The sequence below is a fragment of the Candidatus Cyanaurora vandensis genome, from assembly GCF_013285555.1.
Classification (GTDB): domain Bacteria; phylum Cyanobacteriota; class Cyanobacteriia; order Gloeobacterales; family Anthocerotibacteraceae; genus Cyanaurora; species Cyanaurora vandensis.
The window spans coordinates 1-15678 of the sequence record NZ_JAAXLT010000035.1; the positions used below are offsets into that span (position 1 = coordinate 1).

Consider the following 15678-nt stretch of genomic DNA (forward strand, 5'->3'; position numbering starts at 1 on the left):
GCATCGGAGTACAACAGAGAGGAGCGGAGGACGAAGAGATGGCAGTGCAGCTAAGCGAGGCATATCTGGCTTGGGAGACCAAGACTAAGGAAGCAGGCAAAATTGAGGGCAAAATTGAAGGCAAGCTTGAAGGCCGGAGGAATGCCTTAGTCCAGGTGCTCACCCGCCGATTTGGTCCTCTTCCAGAAGAAGTGAGCTACCAACTTCAGGGAGGGGAATCAATTGATGAACTTGAACAGTGGATGGATGGGGCATTGGATGCCACGTCGCTAGCTGATTTTTTGGCAAGGGTCGCTAAAGCTTGAGAGATCCCCCTTAAAAAAGGGGATTTAGGGGAATTGCACAGGAGCATTGTGGGAGCTACAATCCATATTCTCTTCTCCCTCAATAGCCATGAAGAGCGTTCCTACAGGGTTTACCGATATTGGTCGGGGTGCGCAAAGCGGCTGTAGTAGAGGGTGAAACCTAACTCCAGTACACTAAGTGGACCAAGGGAACCCGCATATGCAAGACAACCGCCGGATCAGTGGCATCCTCCTCCATCCCACTTCGCTCCCGAGTGCTGAGGGGATTGGCGATCTCGGACAATCAGCCTACGACTTTATTGATTTTCTCGCCGCGAGTGGGCAGAAGCTCTGGCAGATCCTGCCCCTGGGTCCGACGGGAATGGCTTTTGGCAACTCACCTTACATGTGCGCTTCGGCCTTTGCGGGGAATCCCCTCATGGTCAGTCTGGCGAAATTGCAGCAAGAAGGACTCCTGGATAAACCCGTGGCTCTTGCTGGCTGTGAGCAGGGACCCGTGGACTTTGAGCGGGTCACATTTCACAAAATGCCCCTACTCAAGACTTCGTTTGAGCAATTTTTGAAACAACCGGAAAAACACGAGCCGTGGCTTAAATTTTGTGCTGAACAGGCGGCTTGGTTGGCAGACTTTGCCCTTTTCACCGCCCTCAAGACCTACTACGGCGACACGGGCTGGAATGCTTGGCCCAAACAGTTTAAGGAGCGTGACCCCGCCGCCCTAGCTGAAGCGCGGACTTTACTCCAAGTCCAGATCCAGTTCCATAGCTATGTCCAGTACCAGTTTGATTGTCAATGGCAACGGCTCAAGCAATATGCCAAGGCTAAGGGGGTCATGATCCTGGGCGACCTACCGCTCTACGTGGCCTATGACAGTGCTGATGTGTGGTCCCACCCAGAACTTTTTGAACTTACCCCCCTCAAGGAAGGCGGGGAACCGATTGCGGTAGCGGGGGTCCCGCCAGATTATTTCAGTGAGACCGGGCAACTGTGGGGGAATCCACTCTATAACTGGCCCGCCTTACGCCGGACTGGGTACCGCTGGTGGATTGACCGGGTGCAGGGGGTGCTGCGCTCCGTGGACTGGGTGCGGATTGACCACTTCCGGGGGCTGGAGTCCTACTGGCGGGTCTTGGCTGACGAAAAAACGGCGATGAACGGCACTTGGGCGATGGGTCCGGGGGCAGAGTTGTTCTTAGCTCTCAAAGCGGCCTTGGGCGACCTGCCGATTGTGGCGGAGGACCTGGGTGTAATTACGCCCGAGGTGGAAGCAATACGCGACCAGTTTGGGTTTCCGGGGATGCGGATTTTGCAGTTTGCCTTCGGGTCCGATAGTGGCAATACCCACGTGCCCTTTAACTATGTCCGTAACTGTCTGGTCTACACGGGCACTCATGACAACAACACCTGCATTGGCTGGCGCGACGACCCACGGGTGCCCGTCCACGAGAAACAGAACTTGATGACCTACCTGGGTAAAAACAACCTAGACGATGTGAACTGGGACCTTATCCGCTTGGCCCTCCAGTCCATTGCTAATACGGCGATTTTTCCGCTCCAGGACGTGTTGGGCTTGGGCAAGGCCCACCGGATGAACATCCCGAACGTGGCTAAGGCGAACTGGGCTTGGCGGTACGAACCCCACCAACTCAACCCCGGACTTGCGGCTTGGTTGTTGCAACTGACCCAGCTTTACGGGCGGGACTGAGTACTCTGGAGTTAGGGAATGGAGCAATCATGGAACGAATTGTAATTGCGGGCGGGGGCTTTGGTGGGCTGTACACGGCTCTCCAGCTACAGAAGTTCCCTTGGCGGCCCCGGGTGACATTGATTGATCCCCAGGAACGGTTTGTTTTTACCCCACTTCTCTATGAATTGGTCAGCCGAGAGTTGGCGGTCTGGGAAATCGCGCCAACCTACCGTCAAGTCCTTGACCAGACCGGGATTGAGTTTATCCAGGGCGAAGTGAGCGATTTGGACTTGACCGGGAAAGTCCTCTTGAAAGACGGGACCGAAGTGGAATACAGCCAGTTAGTCATCGCCCTAGGTGGACGGACCCCGACGGAGATCGTCCCCGGTGCCCAAGCCTTCGCCCTCCCCTTTCGCACGCTGGCCCAGGCTGAGCAGCTAGTGGACCGCTTGGCCCAGTGGGACCAAGAGGGACGGCAGGACATTCGGATTGCGGTGGTGGGCGGCGGGGCGAGCGGCGTGGAGTTGACTTGTAAGCTTGCGGACCGGCTCCAGGACCGGGTGCGCCTGACGTTGATTGAGCGCGAGGACCAGATTCTAGGTGATGCCCCGGCCCTGCGGGACCTAGCAATGACGGCCTTGGTCCGGCGGGGGGTGACGATTTTACTCAAGACTACCGTGGAGTCCGTCGAGGCTAGCCAAATCCTGCTCAAGTCCCCGACCCCGCGTCCGCTTACGACGGATCTGGTCCTCTGGGCCGTGGGCACCAGCCCTGCTCAACGCCTCCAGGATTGGCCCCTCACCAAGGACCGCCGGGGCCGACTCTCGACTCGCCCCACGCTCCAATTAGCCGAGCAGGACACCATCTTTGCCCTGGGTGATTGTGCGACGGACGGTCAAGGCTGGCCCATCTCCGCCCAGGTCGCCTTCCAGCAAGCCGACTATTGCGCCTGGAATCTCTGGGCGCAGGCTCGTGGTCTACCGCTGCTGGACTTTCGGTACAGCGAGTTGGGACAAATGGTCAGCTTGGGGATGGACGAGGCGGCGGCCCAACTGCTGGGTGTAACCGTGACCGGAGCGGTGGCGGCGAACCTGCGGCGGGCGGTTTATTTGGCTCGGCTGCCCAACCCTAACCACCAAGTCCAGGTCGGACTCAACTGGCTGGCCCAACCCCTACGCACGTTACTTGCTACCAATAGCTAAGTAAAACTTAAAAATCCCTCGTTTGGGGGACAAGGCTGACATGGTATCACTAGGGTTCGCGCACTGTCCCATTCAGAAGAATAAATCATGAACCAAGCCGTCACCAACACAGAACTAGGGGTCAAGCTGCCTCGTCCCCTCCAGCGGCTACAAGACGTAGCGATGAATTACTGGTGGACCTGGACCCCAGACCGCCTAACCGTTTTTCGGGATATGGACCCTGCCCTGTGGGAGAGTTGCCGTCATAGTCCCGTCTTGATGCTCCGCCAGATGTCCTACATGCGGCTGACGCAGTTGGCGACGGACCCCTGGTACCTCAACCAAGTCGAGAACTTAGTCCGTAACTTTGATAGCTACATGACCCAAAAAGAAACCTGGGCCTTCCACTCAATGCCCGGTTATGACCTCCAACGCCCCGTCGCCTACTTCTCGGCGGAGTACGGTCTTGATGAATCCTTGCCCACCTACTCCGGGGGCCTGGGTTGTCTAGCAGGGGACCACCTCAAATCCGCCTCTGACCTGGGTGTACCCCTGGTAGCTGTAGGTCTGTTGTATCGCCAGGGTTATTTCCACCAGCGGCTCGACAGCAATAACTGGCAGACTGAGTACTACGAGAACTCTAACTTTGAAGACCTACCCGTTACGTTGATGCGTGACGAGCATGGGCAGGTGGTCACGATCGAGGTTCCGATCCGCGACCGGATGGTCAAGGTCCAAGTCTGGCGGGTCAATGTGGGCCGGGTCCAGCTTTATTTACTCGATACCGACCGCGCGGACAATGACGCGGTGGACCGTTGGATCACCGGGCACCTCTACGGCGGCAACATTGATACGCGCATCAGCCAAGAGATTGTCTTGGGGATCGGCGGGGTACGGACGCTCCGCGCCCTGGGGATTGCCCCGGCGGTCTTCCACATGAACGAAGGCCACGCCGCCTTCTTGATCCTAGAGCTCCTGCGCGAAGCGACGGCTGGGGGCCTGGGTCTGCAAGAAGCAGGCGACCAAGTGCGCCAGGGCTGTGTCTTCACCACCCATACCCCGGTCCCAGCAGGACACGATACCTTCTCGCCGGACCTAATGGATACCTTCTTCTCCAAGTTCTGGCCCCAGTTGGGTATTGACCGCAAGACCTTCTTAGCCCTGGGTGCCAAGCGCGTAGATGATCCCTGGGACAACTTCAACATGACCGTGTTGGCCCTGCGCTACGCCCGAGCCAGCAACGGCGTGAGCGAGAAGCACGGCGAAGTCTCCCGCGAGATGTTCCAAGTGCTCTATCCCGGCAAGACCACCGAAGAAGTGCCGATTATACACATCACCAACGGGGTCCACGCTCGTTCCTGGATCTCGCCCTTGTTCTGGGAAATGTACGACCGCTACTTGGGTACCCAGTGGGAAGAGCATCTGAGCGACCCTGAGGTCTGGTCACGGGTGGACCGCATCCCCGACGAGGAACTTTGGTGGAAGCATGAGGCTCTACGCGAACGTTTGATTGCCTTTGCCCGTCATCAAGTGGCCCAAGCCCGTCGCCGGCGCGGTGAGCATGAGGACTGGGTGAACGCGGCCTACGCCAACCTCCTTGATCCCAATATCCTGACGATTGGCTTTGCCCGCCGCTTCAGCACCTACAAGCGGGCGAACTTAATCATCCAGGACCCCGACCGTGCCCTGCGGATCTTCAGCAGCCAGGAATTCCCGGTGCAGTTACTCTTGGCGGGTAAGGCCCACCCCAAGGATGAAGAAGGTAAACGCCTGATCCAGAAGATCATGGAATGGGCCCGTCACCCGGCTCTAGTCAACCGCGTCGCTTTCCTTGAGGACTACGACATTCACACCGCTCGCAAGCTGGTCCAAGGCGTAGACGTGTGGCTCAACAACCCGCGTCGTCCCCTGGAAGCCTCCGGGACCAGTGGTGAAAAAGTCGCCTTCAACGGGGCTTTGAACCTGAGTATCCTGGACGGTTGGTGGATCGAGGGCTACAACGGGAAGAACGGTTGGGCGATTGGCGAGGAGATCGAGGGTCATGATATCGCTGCCCAGGACCTCCACGACTCGCTGTCGCTCTATCATCTATTGGAGAACGAGGTCATCCCGATGTTCTACGACCGCGATGAAAAGGGCCTCCCGCGCACCTGGATTGCTTGGATGAAGGAGTCGATCAAGTCCTTGGCTCCCCAGTTCAATACCGACCGGATGGTGGCGGAGTACGTCTGCAACATCTACGCCGGGTCCTGCGCGGTGACAGCTCCCCGTCCGGTCCTGACTGGGGCTGGGTTCAAAGCCGATTTTTAAGGATTGAGTCTTGAATTTACAGTGGTGGGGGTGCTACGGAGTGCCCCTTTTTTATTTATAATCCTTGCGTGATGTAGCGTTGTCATGTTGACCTCTGCTCTTTTTCAGGCTGCTTACGAGATTCAACTGGTCCTGTCGGCGAGGCAGGCGAGTTTGGACGAACAATACACCCAGGCTCGTGCTAGTTGGCAAGCGGGGGAGCTAACCCAGGCTACCCAGCAGTACCGGGAACTATTGGCTCAGGACCCCCAACGGGCGGAGGGTTGGCAGGACTTGACGGAGATTTACCTAGAGACCCACGCCTATCCCGAAGCTTGGAATACGGTTCAAGAGGCTGTACAGAGAGCCGGGAACCATGCTCGCACTCATTATCTCTGGGGAAAAGTGGCGGCGAAACTTCCAGACTCCGAGGTGGCTCAGGCTTGGTACGCGGACCACAGCCCAGATTCGGCGGGGGTTTTGGTAGCTCAGGGACGGTGGGCGGAGGCTCTGGCGATGTACCAGCAGTTGCACCGGGCCGCTCCCCAAGACCCGGTACAGATGGAGAACTTGAGTTTTATGTATGCCTTGATTGGGGATGAGGTCCGGGCGACGCGTTACCAAGGCCATGCCTGCGTTGCCCGTGGGGATGACCGGGGGGCGGTGACGGGGTTTGAGCGATTTCAGGAACTTGGGGGAGTCCATGCCCAGGTTTCTCTTGCGCTCACGGCTAGTCTGGTCCGGTTGGGGGAGTGGGACCGGGCTTGGGTCATCTATGCTCAAGCCGACCTAGACCAACTAGAACTCTACTGGCAGTGGGTCCAACATCTCCACCAGTACGGGGCTACAGATGCAGCGATTGTGGTTGCCCAAGCTGGGGCAGCGCGTTTTCCCGAGGCCCTCGAGTTACAGCTAGCCGCGAACTTACTCGTACCCATTCTTTACCGAGATGAACAGGAACTCCACCAGTACCGGGTGCGTTTCCGGGTGGGATTAGCGCGGCTGATACAACTCCATGGGGGTGCTCAATTCTGGCAAGGGCTGAGCCGCTGGACGAATTTCTATCAACCCTACCAGGGCTACCCTGATCTAGACCTTCAAGTGCAGTACGGGAATTTAGTTTCGCGCTTAGCACAAACCCAATATCCGTCGCCCATCCACTCCACTCGCCCACCGGGTCGCATCCGCATTGGTTACGTCTCCTGTAACCTCAATAACCACACCGTCGGTAAATTCACCCTCGGTTGGTTGCGGCAACGGGACCGAGCGGGATTCCGGGTGTACACCTACAGTTTGGGCGAGACGGACCTCATCACTGAGGAGTTTACCCGTCAGAGTGACCAATTCTACCAACTCCCGCCGGTTCTAGCCACCGTGGCCCAACAGATAGCGCGGGACCAGCTACAGATTTTAGTTTATCTGGATATCGGGATGGACCCGGTAATCGGTCAGTTAGCGAGTTTGCGGTTGGCCCCGGTGCAGTGTACGACTTGGTGTCATCCCGTGACCTCGGGACTGGCAACCGTGGACTATTTCCTCAGTAGTGACCTGATGGAGCCGGACCACGGACAGGCCCATTACTGTGAAACCCTGGTTCGCTTACCCAATCTGGGGGTGAGTTACCCCCGTCCCCGCTTCCCGGTGAATCCCAAGACGCGCTTAGATTTTGGGCTAGACCCAGGGCGGGTGGTCTACCTCTCGTGCCAATCTCTTTTTAAGTACCTCCCGCAATATGACGGGATTTATCCAGCCATTGCCCAACAGGTTCCACAGGCTCAGTTTGTGTTTTTATCTCATTCCAGTGCGCCGCTTACAGCAATTTTTCGGGAACGGTTGGCGCGGGCTTTTGCTCAGGTGGGACTGTCAGCGGCGGATTACTGTGTGCTGTTGCCCCGACTGCTGTGGCACGATTATGGGCGGCTCAACCAGTTGGCGGACGTCTTCATGGATACCCTCGGCTGGTCCGGGGGGAATACCTGTCTGGAAGCCCTCGCCTGTGGTCTACCCGTGGTGACTTGCCCCGGTGGACTGCTGCGCGGACGCCACGGCTACGGTATTCTCCGGTTGCTGGGGATGACGGAGACGATGGCAACTACCCCGGCGGAGTTGGTGATGATTGCTGCGCGGTTGGGTCTGGATGGAGCTTGGCGCGTCCAGCTTCAGGCGCGAATCCTTGCTAACCAGGGCCGACTTTTTGATGACCCAGTATGTATTAAGGGACTGGAGGATTTTTATCGGCGGGTCGTCCGCTAGTTTTCTTGTTAGCGGGGATAGTGGAATCGGACTTGAATTGGTACAAGAGATATTCAGTAAACTCGTCTGAGTATACTGCTTCATCCTCATAAGACTTGGATTCTTTCAACTTAGCCGCATACGCTGCTGTGCGTTTGAAAGCCTTGAGTTGTGATTTATAGTACACACCCAATTCTTTTGCAGATAGAACAACCTGCTTTAAGACAAGTCCATCCTTGATCGCAATGAGGGTGTATCGCTCGTGAGTGTGGGTCAGATATTCGTGGCTAACCACTTCACCCATAGGAATAGTAATAACATCGGAATATCATGTAGCGACTACGGCTTTCGCGCCTTGGAAAATCTGTTCATTGACCTCTCACTTTTTACGCTCTCGCCATGCGTGCGAGACCAAGGTTGAGGCAAAAGTCGGTTGTGGCTCTTTGGAGGTGTCCGTTGACCTCTGGCGGGGTAGTTTACGAGCAAGACATGACATCACAGGGCGGTCAAAAGGTCCTTGAGGGCTTGGGCTGGGTCTTGTTGCTGGGTAATGGTCCGTCCCAGAACCAAGTAATCGGCTCCCCAGGCTAGGGCTTGCTGCGCGGTACAGACGCGCTGTTGGTCATCGAAACTTGGTCGGGTGCGGATACCGGGGGTGACAATCAAAAAATCTGGTCCACAGTGCTTGCGGATCAACTCAGCCTCCCAGGGCGAAGCCACCACGCCCTGCACCCCGCAGGACTGAGCGAGGATTGCCTGTCTCACCACGTAATCTGCAACCGTACCCGGAATCTGCAACTGGTCCTGTAATTCGCGCTCCCCCAGGCTCGTGAGCAAAGTGACAGCAACTAGACGGGTCGGACTCCCAGCTACAGCTTGGACCGCCGCCCTGAGCATGGCCCGTCCCCCGCTACTGTGGACCGTCAACAGGTCCACCCCCAACCCCGCTGCCACCCGACAGGCCCCCGCGACCGTGTTGGGAATATCGTGGAGCTTGAGGTCCAAAAAGACCCGCTGCTGGCTAGCTTTCAATTGCCGTATAACCGTGGGACCCGTTGCCATAAAGAGTTCCAGGCCGACTTTAAAGAAACTCAAAGGCGGGGAAGTTTTAGCAACTAGGGGCCAAATGAGATTTACATCGGGCGTATCAAGGGCCAGGATTAATTGCTCACCTATCATGTCCAAGTCCCCAACAACATCCCCGCCAGCAGCAAAAAGCCAATCTTGACGTTATCCCCGAAAATCTGTCCATAGAGACTAACCGGGGGTTTGGGTTGACTGAGTTGCCAATATTGCAAGCCCCACCAACCGAGAGCCAAGGCGAGAAACAGATAATAAACCGTCCCTAGTCCCATCTGTAGCCCCAAGACCAGCAATAAAAGAGCCGTCCCCAAAAAAAAAACCACCCACCGCCAAGACCGCATACTGTCCAAAGAAAATCGCACTGGAGCGCACTCCCACCCGCAGGTCATCCTCCCGGTCCGCCAGGGCGTAGACTGTATCGAAACCCATGGTCCAGAGCACCGTCGCCCCCCACAGACCACCCGTCACCATCGTCAGCCCACCCGTCACCGCCGCCCAACCAATCAACACCGCAAACCCCCAGCACAGCGACAACACCAGTTGGGGCACTGGGAAAAAGCGTTTTGCTGCCGGATAGAACCCAATCAAGGGCACCGCCGCCACGCACAACCAAAAAGTAAAAGGATTTAAAAAGAAGGTCAGCCCCCAAGCACAACCCAGCGCGACCAGCCCCACCATTACCGCCACTGTCACCGTCACTTCACGACTGGCGAGGGGGCGCGTCTTAGTCCGTTCTACTAGGGGATCAATATCGCGGTCCCAGAGGTCATTGACCACACAACCCGCCGCACTCGTCGTGAAAGCCCCGACTACCACCAACACCACCAAACCCCAATCTGGGTTTCCTCTGGAGGCCAAGACCACTGCCCAGAGCGCGGGCACTAACAGGATCAAGCGTCCAGCGGGCTTATGCCACCGTAATAAGCGGATAATACTGTCCCAGCGAGCCGGCCAAATCGTCATCGGATGTTAAGTTCTTTCCTCCAAAGTGTGTACTATAAGCTCAAGTTTGTGAAGGGTGAGCCATGCGTTATCGGTATTTGTTGAGTACCTTGTTTTTGGTGGTGGCCCCCTGCCATGCTGACACCGCACTGATGGGCACGATTAAGACCGCCGCTCCGAGTTTAGCCCTCTACGATACGACCCCCCGCGATAACCGGGGCGTGTTGAGTGGTAGATTTACCGTCGGCAGTGAGACTTTTGATAACCTCTGGGTCCTGCCCGGTCGTAAGGGGACTTTTTTCAGCCTAGATATGGGTAAAGCTTCGCCCTGGACCTCCTTTAAGTTCACCCTGCGCCCCTATGTACCTTTTGCGGGCTATACCGGACCCGTTGCCATTGAGGTCTTCGGGGATAACCGTCGGCTTTTTGGTCAGTCCTTCACCGCTGAACAGTTGGACCTGCCCTTACAGGTGGATGTGACCAATGTGCGGACCTTGATGGTCAAAGTAGACCCGGTCTGTGCCACTGAGGACACCGCTAATCCCCGCGCCCTGAGTCTTTATTTGGCGAATGCAAGCTTTGAGCGCACCCCCGCGCTCACGGCGACTACCGGACTCGCCCCCGCCCCCGTCCGTTGTCGTGCCCCCCTGATGGTCCAAGACACCCCCTTCAATCCCCCGCTCCAACCCTTACCCGCACCGGTCCGTGCGCGTTGGTAGGTAAGATAGATCAACCTATCCGGTAACTGGGGTGATTGATAAACAGGGCCGACTCTGGGGCCGCGTGAGTGTGATTGATCTGACGGCGGTGCTGTTGGTGGGGATGGTCGTGCTGGGTTGGGTGTGGCGGGGCAGCCAGACTCAGGCTCAGACCCCCCAGGTAAAAGCCATCCCCCTCGAATTTGATATGCTCGTGCGCGGCTTAAGTATCGGCAACCCCCAAGCTGAATTCAAACCCGGTGCTACCCCCCGCGTCGTCATCCGTAACCAACCCGCCGGACAGGTCACAATTCTGCGGGTCAAACTCATCCCCAACGTCCTTCCCGTCGTTCTCCCTTCGGGTAAAGTCAGCTATGTCGCCGACCAAAGCTCGCCCTACAGCCGCGACATTCTATTGACTTTGGTGGCACAAGCTCAGATGACCGAGGACGGGGCAGTCGTCGGCGGCACCAAGCTCAAAGTCGCCACCCCCATCGAACTCGAAGCGGCCCGGTACAACATCAAGGGCAGTGTGATTGACCTCCGAGCGACTCCTCAGGAATGACGGGACGGCGGATCGCGCTCTGGGTGCAGTACTGGGGCCGGGACTTCTATGGCTTCCAGCGACAGGAAAAGAATCGGACGATCCAAGGTGTACTTGAAGATACCCTCTCGGGTATCGTCGGTCATCCGGTGACGCTCCATGGCGCGGGGCGCACTGACCGAGGCGTTCATGCCAGGGGTCAAGTCGTCCATTTTGACACCCCGAGTCCCATCCCTCCCGCGAACTGGCCCGTAGTCATCAACAGTCGCCTCCCCTCAGATTTGTTGGTACGCGAGGCAGTATTGGTCTATCCTCCTTGGCACGCCCGGTTCAGTGCCCTGTGGCGGGAATACTGTTACACGATCCACAACAGTGATTGGCGCGATCTGTTTTGGCAGGACCGCAGTTGGTTCTACTACAAAACCACCCTGGACACCGAGCTAATCCAACAAGCCCTGATGAGTCTCCTGGGAAGCCACGACCTGCGGGCCTTGCAGTTGACGGGGAGTGAACGGGTCCATAGTCTCGTCCGGGTGGACCGCGTGTCCTGTAACCGGGTCGGAGAGCTAGTCTACATCCGCGTCCGGGCATTGAGTTTTTTGTATGGGATGATGCGGCTCTTGGTGGGGTTGCTGGTCCGGGTCGGGGCAGGGGAACTCACAGTGGCGGACTTTATCCACATCTGGCAAGCCGGACTCCGCGAAAAAGTGACGTTGTTAGCTCCTCCCGAGGGATTATCGCTGGTGGCAGTGGGCTATCCCCGACGACTTTTTGCCAGTGGATTCCACAAAACTGAGGATGTAAAACTTACGGTAGATTAATCCCTTGCGCTACCCATGTCCTTAAACCTCGTGACCGCCACTATTTTTTTGAAACAGTCGGACCCAGTTCTCGCGGCTTGGCTGGAGCGGGTCGGTCCTTGTCAGTGGGTGCTTACGCCAACGGAAGGGGACTTATTTTCAGTTATGGTCCGGTCCATTTTATTTCAGCAGTTGTCAGGCAAGGCCGCCGCCACGATTCACCGCCGTTTCCTAGCACTGTATAACGACTCCCCGACAGCGGCTCAAGTGCTGGCGACCCCTGAGGAAATGTTGCGCGGGGCGGGAATTTCCGCTGCCAAGACTCGCTATATCAAAGACCTTGCCCATCATGTGCTGGACGGACTACCCACCCTGGATCAACTTGCTGAATTAGAAGATGAAGGTATCATCCAAACTCTGACCCCAGTGAAGGGGGTAGGGCGGTGGACAGTCCAGATGCTTCTCTTCCAACTCCAGCGGCCTGATGTCTGGCCTGTGGATGATTTAGGCATACGGGCGGGACTCAAGAAAGTCTACGCCCTCCCCGACCTACCGACACCCCGCGCCGCCCAACAACTCGGGCAACCCTGGCAACCCTACCGCAGTGTCGCCGCTTGGTATCTATGGCGCATTACAGAAATGAAGGAAATCTGATCCTCCCTAAATAGGTCCCAGCGAGTCTTTATTGACCTCCTACAAACTAAACGGCCAAACGACAGGACCTTGACGGAGTAGTTCCCATTGTCCGGGAGCTTGCCAGCGAATTACGGTGGAGGGTGTGCCTGGGGGATAGGTCCCGGTGAGTCGGGGCAGGTCCGGGAAATGGTAGCGGATGGTCTCAGGCGTGGTGAGGGCCGGTTGACCGGAAAGATTGACGCTGGTGGCGGCGAGGGGGCCGGTTTCAAGGAGTAGGGCTAGGGCGGTGGGATGGTTGGGGATGCGTAAACCGACGCTCCCGGCTTGTTGACCGTGGGGGGGCACTAGGGCTGAGGCGGGGAGCACTAACGTCAGGGCACCGGGCCAAAAACGTGCCATCACGTCCTCCCAAGCTGATGCCCACCCAGTGCAGTAGGGGCGAATCTGGTCGAGGGAACCCGCTAGGAGGACTAGGGGTTTCGCGGGGTCCCGGCCCTTGAGCCGGTAGAGTTGCTGGCTGTGTTCGGGTTTAGCCCCCAGACCTGGCACAGTATCGGTCGGAAAGACCCCGCAGCCCCCTGCTCTCAGGTGGGCCGCAAATTCATCCTGGCCCCACACTTACTTAATTGAGGCCAGAATATCGTCAGCGTGGGTGCTGGTGTTGACGCTGGTGAAAGCTTGCTCAATCGTGCCGTCAGGACCGATGACGTAGGTGATGCGTTTGGCGTAACCGCCGCCCCAAGCATCGTAGGCCTGGGCTACTTTGCCATCGGTGTCGGCTAATAACGGGAAGGGCAAATTGAACTTCGCGGTGAAGGCTTGGTGGGAGGATTCGTTATCCGCACTCACCCCATAAACTTGGATGCCCTTACTGAGGTATTGGTCCCAGTTATCACGGAAACCACAGGCTTCTTTGGTACAACCAGGGGTGTCGTCTTTGGGATAGAAGTACAGAACGACCCGTTGACCCGCGAGGGCCGCCAGACTGACGGTCTGACCCGTGGTATCCTTCACGGTGAATTCGGGAGCAACTGCGCCAACGTCTAATGCCATGTCCGCCTCGTAAGTCTTCCCTCCCATGGTGAGAGGCCATTGGGTGGCCTGTCAAGCCGCCTATGGCAGAATGAAAGGGCCCTGAAGGGAGGAAGGATGCGCCAGACTTGGCTTTGGGGACTGTTGGGCCTGGGGGTGATGATCCAGATTACAAACCTCCTGCGCGTTGATTCCCAGCCCGCACCCCTCTTTCATCGCGCCCAAGCGCGGGGTCCCGCCTTACTCCAACAATTCGCCTACCCCGTCGCGCTGGTCCTCCAACCGGGGCAGATGTGGGTGGTGGACCACAACAACAACCGGGTCCTCGCCCTCACCCTGCGCCCGCCCACGGTCAAGGCGGTCGGTGGCAATGGTCAGCCGGAGGCCAGTGGCGATGGGGGACCGGCGATACAGGCAGGGATGTTTCCCCTGGGGCTGGCTCGTGACGCGCAGGGCAATCTCTATGTGGGCGACCACTACAACCACCGGGTCCGTCAAATTAGCCCGGACGGACGGATGAGTACTATTGCCGGGACTGGGCGGGCAGGATTTAGTGGGGATGGGGGTCCGGCAGCCTTGGCCCAACTCCATGACCCGACCGGGGTGGCGGTGGATGCCCAGGGGACGATTTATATTGCCGACCAAGAGAACCAACGTATCCGCCAGATTAAAAATGGGCTCATCACCTCACTCAACCTAGGCCGTCTCAATAAACCCTGGAGTTTGGGGTTTGATTGCCGGGGTCGTCTATTGATTGTGGATTTGGGGCAAGACCAGATTTTGCGCTGGGATGGACAAAACCTGGTGACCCTCGCCGGGGTGGGGACCACTGGGGCCAAGGGCGATGGCGGACCCGCGACAGCGGCTCAACTGAGTAGTCCGGTCGGGGTGGCGGTGCGTTGCCGGGACCAAGAGGAACTTTTCATTGCCGACTCGGGGAATGACCGGGTGCGCTGGGTGGATGGTCAGGGCATCATTCGTACCTTTGCCGGGACCGGGGAGTTTGGGTTTGGGGGGGACGGGGGGCCAGCGGTCCAGGCCAAACTCGGTTCGCCCTACGGGGTGGCGGTGGCTGAAAATGGGGATGTTTTTATTGCCGATGCCAACAACAACCGCATTCGCCGGGTAGACCGCGCGGGCCAGATCCAGACCGTCCTCAGTCCCGAGGGGATGCAGTTCGACCCTTAATTCCTGTGGTAAAATTGCGGCGAATTATTGGGGTAAGGTCATGGCCCATACTCCCCTCTTACAGTCGCTCAACGGTTAGCTCGGAATCACTATGCTGCTCAACAAGGAATCCCCCTCTCTCGCCGGGGGTTCTTCGTCGGTGTTGCGAACCTTGGATTACCAGGAAGCGGGCTTTGACCGCCGTAAAAATCTTGCCATTCAATAGTTGGGCCGGGGCATCAACAGTAAACTTCATCTCCAGTTCACCAGTCGGCCCTGGGCAGGGATGGGGACTTGGCCTGGGGTGAGTGACGGTTCTTCTCATAGCGATACGGGCTATCGAAATACCTGGGATGCCAGTTTGGGTCAGGGGGGAGATTACACTGGCGGCCCGGTCAGTGCTGCCCTCGCCACGCCTACCCCCTACGCAATCCTGCCTAATCCCTTCCTACAAGAAGATGTCCAACGGTTTTTCACCCAGATCGATCCGGTTTACCCCGGCCTTGCACCGGTCTGGAATGGTAAAGCCACCAGTTCCCGGCCTTTTCTGGACCCCAACTTTAAGCTGGCCTATTCCTATTTCCGAGTCGGTCAATATCAAACGTTTGGTGGTTACGAGCGGGCTCCCCAAGGCGGGGTCTATTTTGCCGGAGAACACACGTCCACTAGCTATCAGGGTTACATGGAGGGCGGGGCTTCCGAGGGCTTGCGGACGGAGCTGGCGGTTCTCAAGCGGCTGGGAATCCAAGTTCCTGCCTCAACCCTGGGTCGGTATGCCCTCAAAACCAGTTGAGGGGCGTGGGGTCTAAGGGTTAGGGACCGCTTCCTGAACTTTAGGGAGGGGTCTCGGAATCTCGTTCTTTAAAACTTGTTGTTCAGTCGTAAGAACGGTTTTTCGTCCGTAAAACTCGTGGTTGGATCGTAAACATGGTTTTTTGTCGGTAGGAAGCGTTTTTAACGGTTTGACATACTCCTCGGCCTAAAGGCACGAGGATTCCCTTGCGGTTACTGGCTCACAGACAGCATTTACCGTTGACGATGACTCGCCAGCAGCAGCGATGCTTATCTCCTCAGTCTTTCCC

General features: G+C 57.5%; 14 protein-coding genes and 1 pseudogene. 11 read left to right on the forward strand and 4 right to left on the reverse strand.

Annotated elements, in window-relative coordinates; genetic code table 11:
• From HFM78_RS02145 to HFM78_RS02165, 5 genes are all read left to right on the forward strand, one after another.
• On the forward strand, nucleotides 1-305 hold a 305-nt coding region (locus HFM78_RS02145; protein ID WP_287127768.1), incomplete at its 5' end, for a DUF4351 domain-containing protein.
• Between the two features lie 199 nt (nucleotides 306-504).
• On the forward strand, nucleotides 505-2010 hold the full coding sequence (gene malQ, locus HFM78_RS02150) for a 4-alpha-glucanotransferase (protein WP_287127769.1): 1506 nt from the start codon (nucleotides 505-507) through the stop codon (nucleotides 2008-2010).
• A 29-nt stretch (nucleotides 2011-2039) separates the two neighbouring features.
• Entirely contained in the window at nucleotides 2040-3194 is a 1155-nt protein-coding gene (locus tag HFM78_RS02155) for an NAD(P)/FAD-dependent oxidoreductase (protein ID WP_287127770.1), read from the forward strand.
• Nucleotides 3195-3281: 87 nt separating this feature from the next.
• Nucleotides 3282-5483: an alpha-glucan family phosphorylase gene (gene glgP / locus HFM78_RS02160; RefSeq protein ID WP_287127771.1), complete on the forward strand. Its 2202-nt coding sequence runs from the start codon at nucleotides 3282-3284 to the stop codon at nucleotides 5481-5483.
• An 84-nt stretch (nucleotides 5484-5567) separates the two neighbouring features.
• Nucleotides 5568-7715 (forward strand): tetratricopeptide repeat protein, encoded by a 2148-nt coding sequence (locus HFM78_RS02165; RefSeq protein ID WP_287127772.1) that lies wholly within the window; start codon nucleotides 5568-5570, stop codon nucleotides 7713-7715.
• A gap of 474 nt (nucleotides 7716-8189) precedes the next feature.
• Here the strand turns inward: HFM78_RS02165 and pyrF are convergent, their stop codons facing one another.
• Together pyrF and HFM78_RS02180 are read right to left on the reverse strand one after the other, a co-directional pair.
• Entirely contained in the window at nucleotides 8190-8873 is a 684-nt protein-coding gene (gene pyrF / locus HFM78_RS02170; RefSeq protein ID WP_287127773.1) for an orotidine-5'-phosphate decarboxylase, read from the reverse strand.
• Nucleotides 8870-9740, reverse strand: a pseudogene (locus tag HFM78_RS02180) (4-hydroxybenzoate solanesyltransferase). Before HFM78_RS02180 ends, pyrF begins: the two are co-directional and overlap by 4 nt.
• Before the next feature lie 62 nt (nucleotides 9741-9802).
• Here HFM78_RS02180 and HFM78_RS02185 point away from each other — a divergent pair.
• From HFM78_RS02185 to HFM78_RS02200, 4 genes are read left to right on the forward strand one after another with little or no spacing between them, the layout of a single operon-like run.
• Entirely contained in the window at nucleotides 9803-10438 is a 636-nt protein-coding gene (locus HFM78_RS02185; protein ID WP_287127776.1) for a hypothetical protein, read from the forward strand.
• 31 nt (nucleotides 10439-10469) lie between these two features.
• Nucleotides 10470-10982: a DUF4330 domain-containing protein gene (locus tag HFM78_RS02190; RefSeq protein WP_287127777.1), complete on the forward strand. Its 513-nt coding sequence runs from the start codon at nucleotides 10470-10472 to the stop codon at nucleotides 10980-10982.
• On the forward strand, nucleotides 10979-11782 hold the full coding sequence (truA, locus tag HFM78_RS02195) for a tRNA pseudouridine(38-40) synthase TruA (protein ID WP_287127778.1): 804 nt from the start codon (nucleotides 10979-10981) through the stop codon (nucleotides 11780-11782). Before HFM78_RS02190 ends, truA begins: the two co-directional genes overlap by 4 nt.
• A gap of 15 nt (nucleotides 11783-11797) precedes the next feature.
• Complete coding sequence (locus HFM78_RS02200; protein ID WP_287127779.1) at nucleotides 11798-12415, forward strand: DNA-3-methyladenine glycosylase; 618 nt, start codon at nucleotides 11798-11800, stop codon at nucleotides 12413-12415.
• Nucleotides 12416-12454: 39 nt separating this feature from the next.
• Here the strand turns inward: HFM78_RS02200 and HFM78_RS02205 are convergent, their stop codons facing one another.
• Entirely contained in the window at nucleotides 12455-13015 is a 561-nt protein-coding gene (locus HFM78_RS02205) for an L-threonylcarbamoyladenylate synthase (RefSeq protein WP_287127780.1), read from the reverse strand.
• On the reverse strand, nucleotides 13016-13450 hold the full coding sequence (locus HFM78_RS02210; protein ID WP_287127781.1) for a peroxiredoxin: 435 nt from the start codon (nucleotides 13448-13450) through the stop codon (nucleotides 13016-13018).
• Nucleotides 13451-13546: 96 nt separating this feature from the next.
• On the opposite strand from HFM78_RS02210, the gene HFM78_RS02215 reads away from it, so the two are divergent.
• The gene (locus HFM78_RS02215) at nucleotides 13547-14617 is read left to right on the forward strand and encodes a hypothetical protein (RefSeq protein WP_287127782.1); all 1071 of its coding nucleotides are present in this window, start codon (nucleotides 13547-13549) and stop codon (nucleotides 14615-14617) included.
• Nucleotides 14618-14822: 205 nt separating this feature from the next.
• Nucleotides 14823-15389, forward strand: coding sequence for an FAD-dependent oxidoreductase (locus HFM78_RS02220; RefSeq protein ID WP_287127783.1), 567 nt, complete (start codon nucleotides 14823-14825; stop codon nucleotides 15387-15389).
• The last annotated feature ends 289 nt before the right edge of the window (nucleotides 15390-15678 follow it).

Bases quoted from the DNA above. Each gene is read 5' to 3' on its own strand.
- malQ (WP_287127769.1), top strand. From the start codon at position 505: ATGCAAGACAACCGCCGGATCAGTGGCATCCTCCTCCATCCCACTTCG.
- HFM78_RS02155 (WP_287127770.1), top strand. From the start codon at position 2,040: ATGGAACGAATTGTAATTGCGGGCGGGGGCTTTGGTGGGCTGTACACG.
- glgP (WP_287127771.1), top strand. From the start codon at position 3,282: ATGAACCAAGCCGTCACCAACACAGAACTAGGGGTCAAGCTGCCTCGT.
- HFM78_RS02165 (WP_287127772.1), top strand. From the start codon at position 5,568: ATGTTGACCTCTGCTCTTTTTCAGGCTGCTTACGAGATTCAACTGGTC.
- pyrF (WP_287127773.1), bottom strand. From the start codon at position 8,873: ATGATAGGTGAGCAATTAATCCTGGCCCTTGATACGCCCGATGTAAAT.
- HFM78_RS02185 (WP_287127776.1), top strand. From the start codon at position 9,803: ATGCGTTATCGGTATTTGTTGAGTACCTTGTTTTTGGTGGTGGCCCCC.
- truA (WP_287127778.1), top strand. From the start codon at position 10,979: ATGACGGGACGGCGGATCGCGCTCTGGGTGCAGTACTGGGGCCGGGAC.
- HFM78_RS02200 (WP_287127779.1), top strand. From the start codon at position 11,798: ATGTCCTTAAACCTCGTGACCGCCACTATTTTTTTGAAACAGTCGGAC.
- HFM78_RS02210 (WP_287127781.1), bottom strand. From the start codon at position 13,450: ATGGCATTAGACGTTGGCGCAGTTGCTCCCGAATTCACCGTGAAGGAT.
- HFM78_RS02215 (WP_287127782.1), top strand. From the start codon at position 13,547: ATGCGCCAGACTTGGCTTTGGGGACTGTTGGGCCTGGGGGTGATGATC.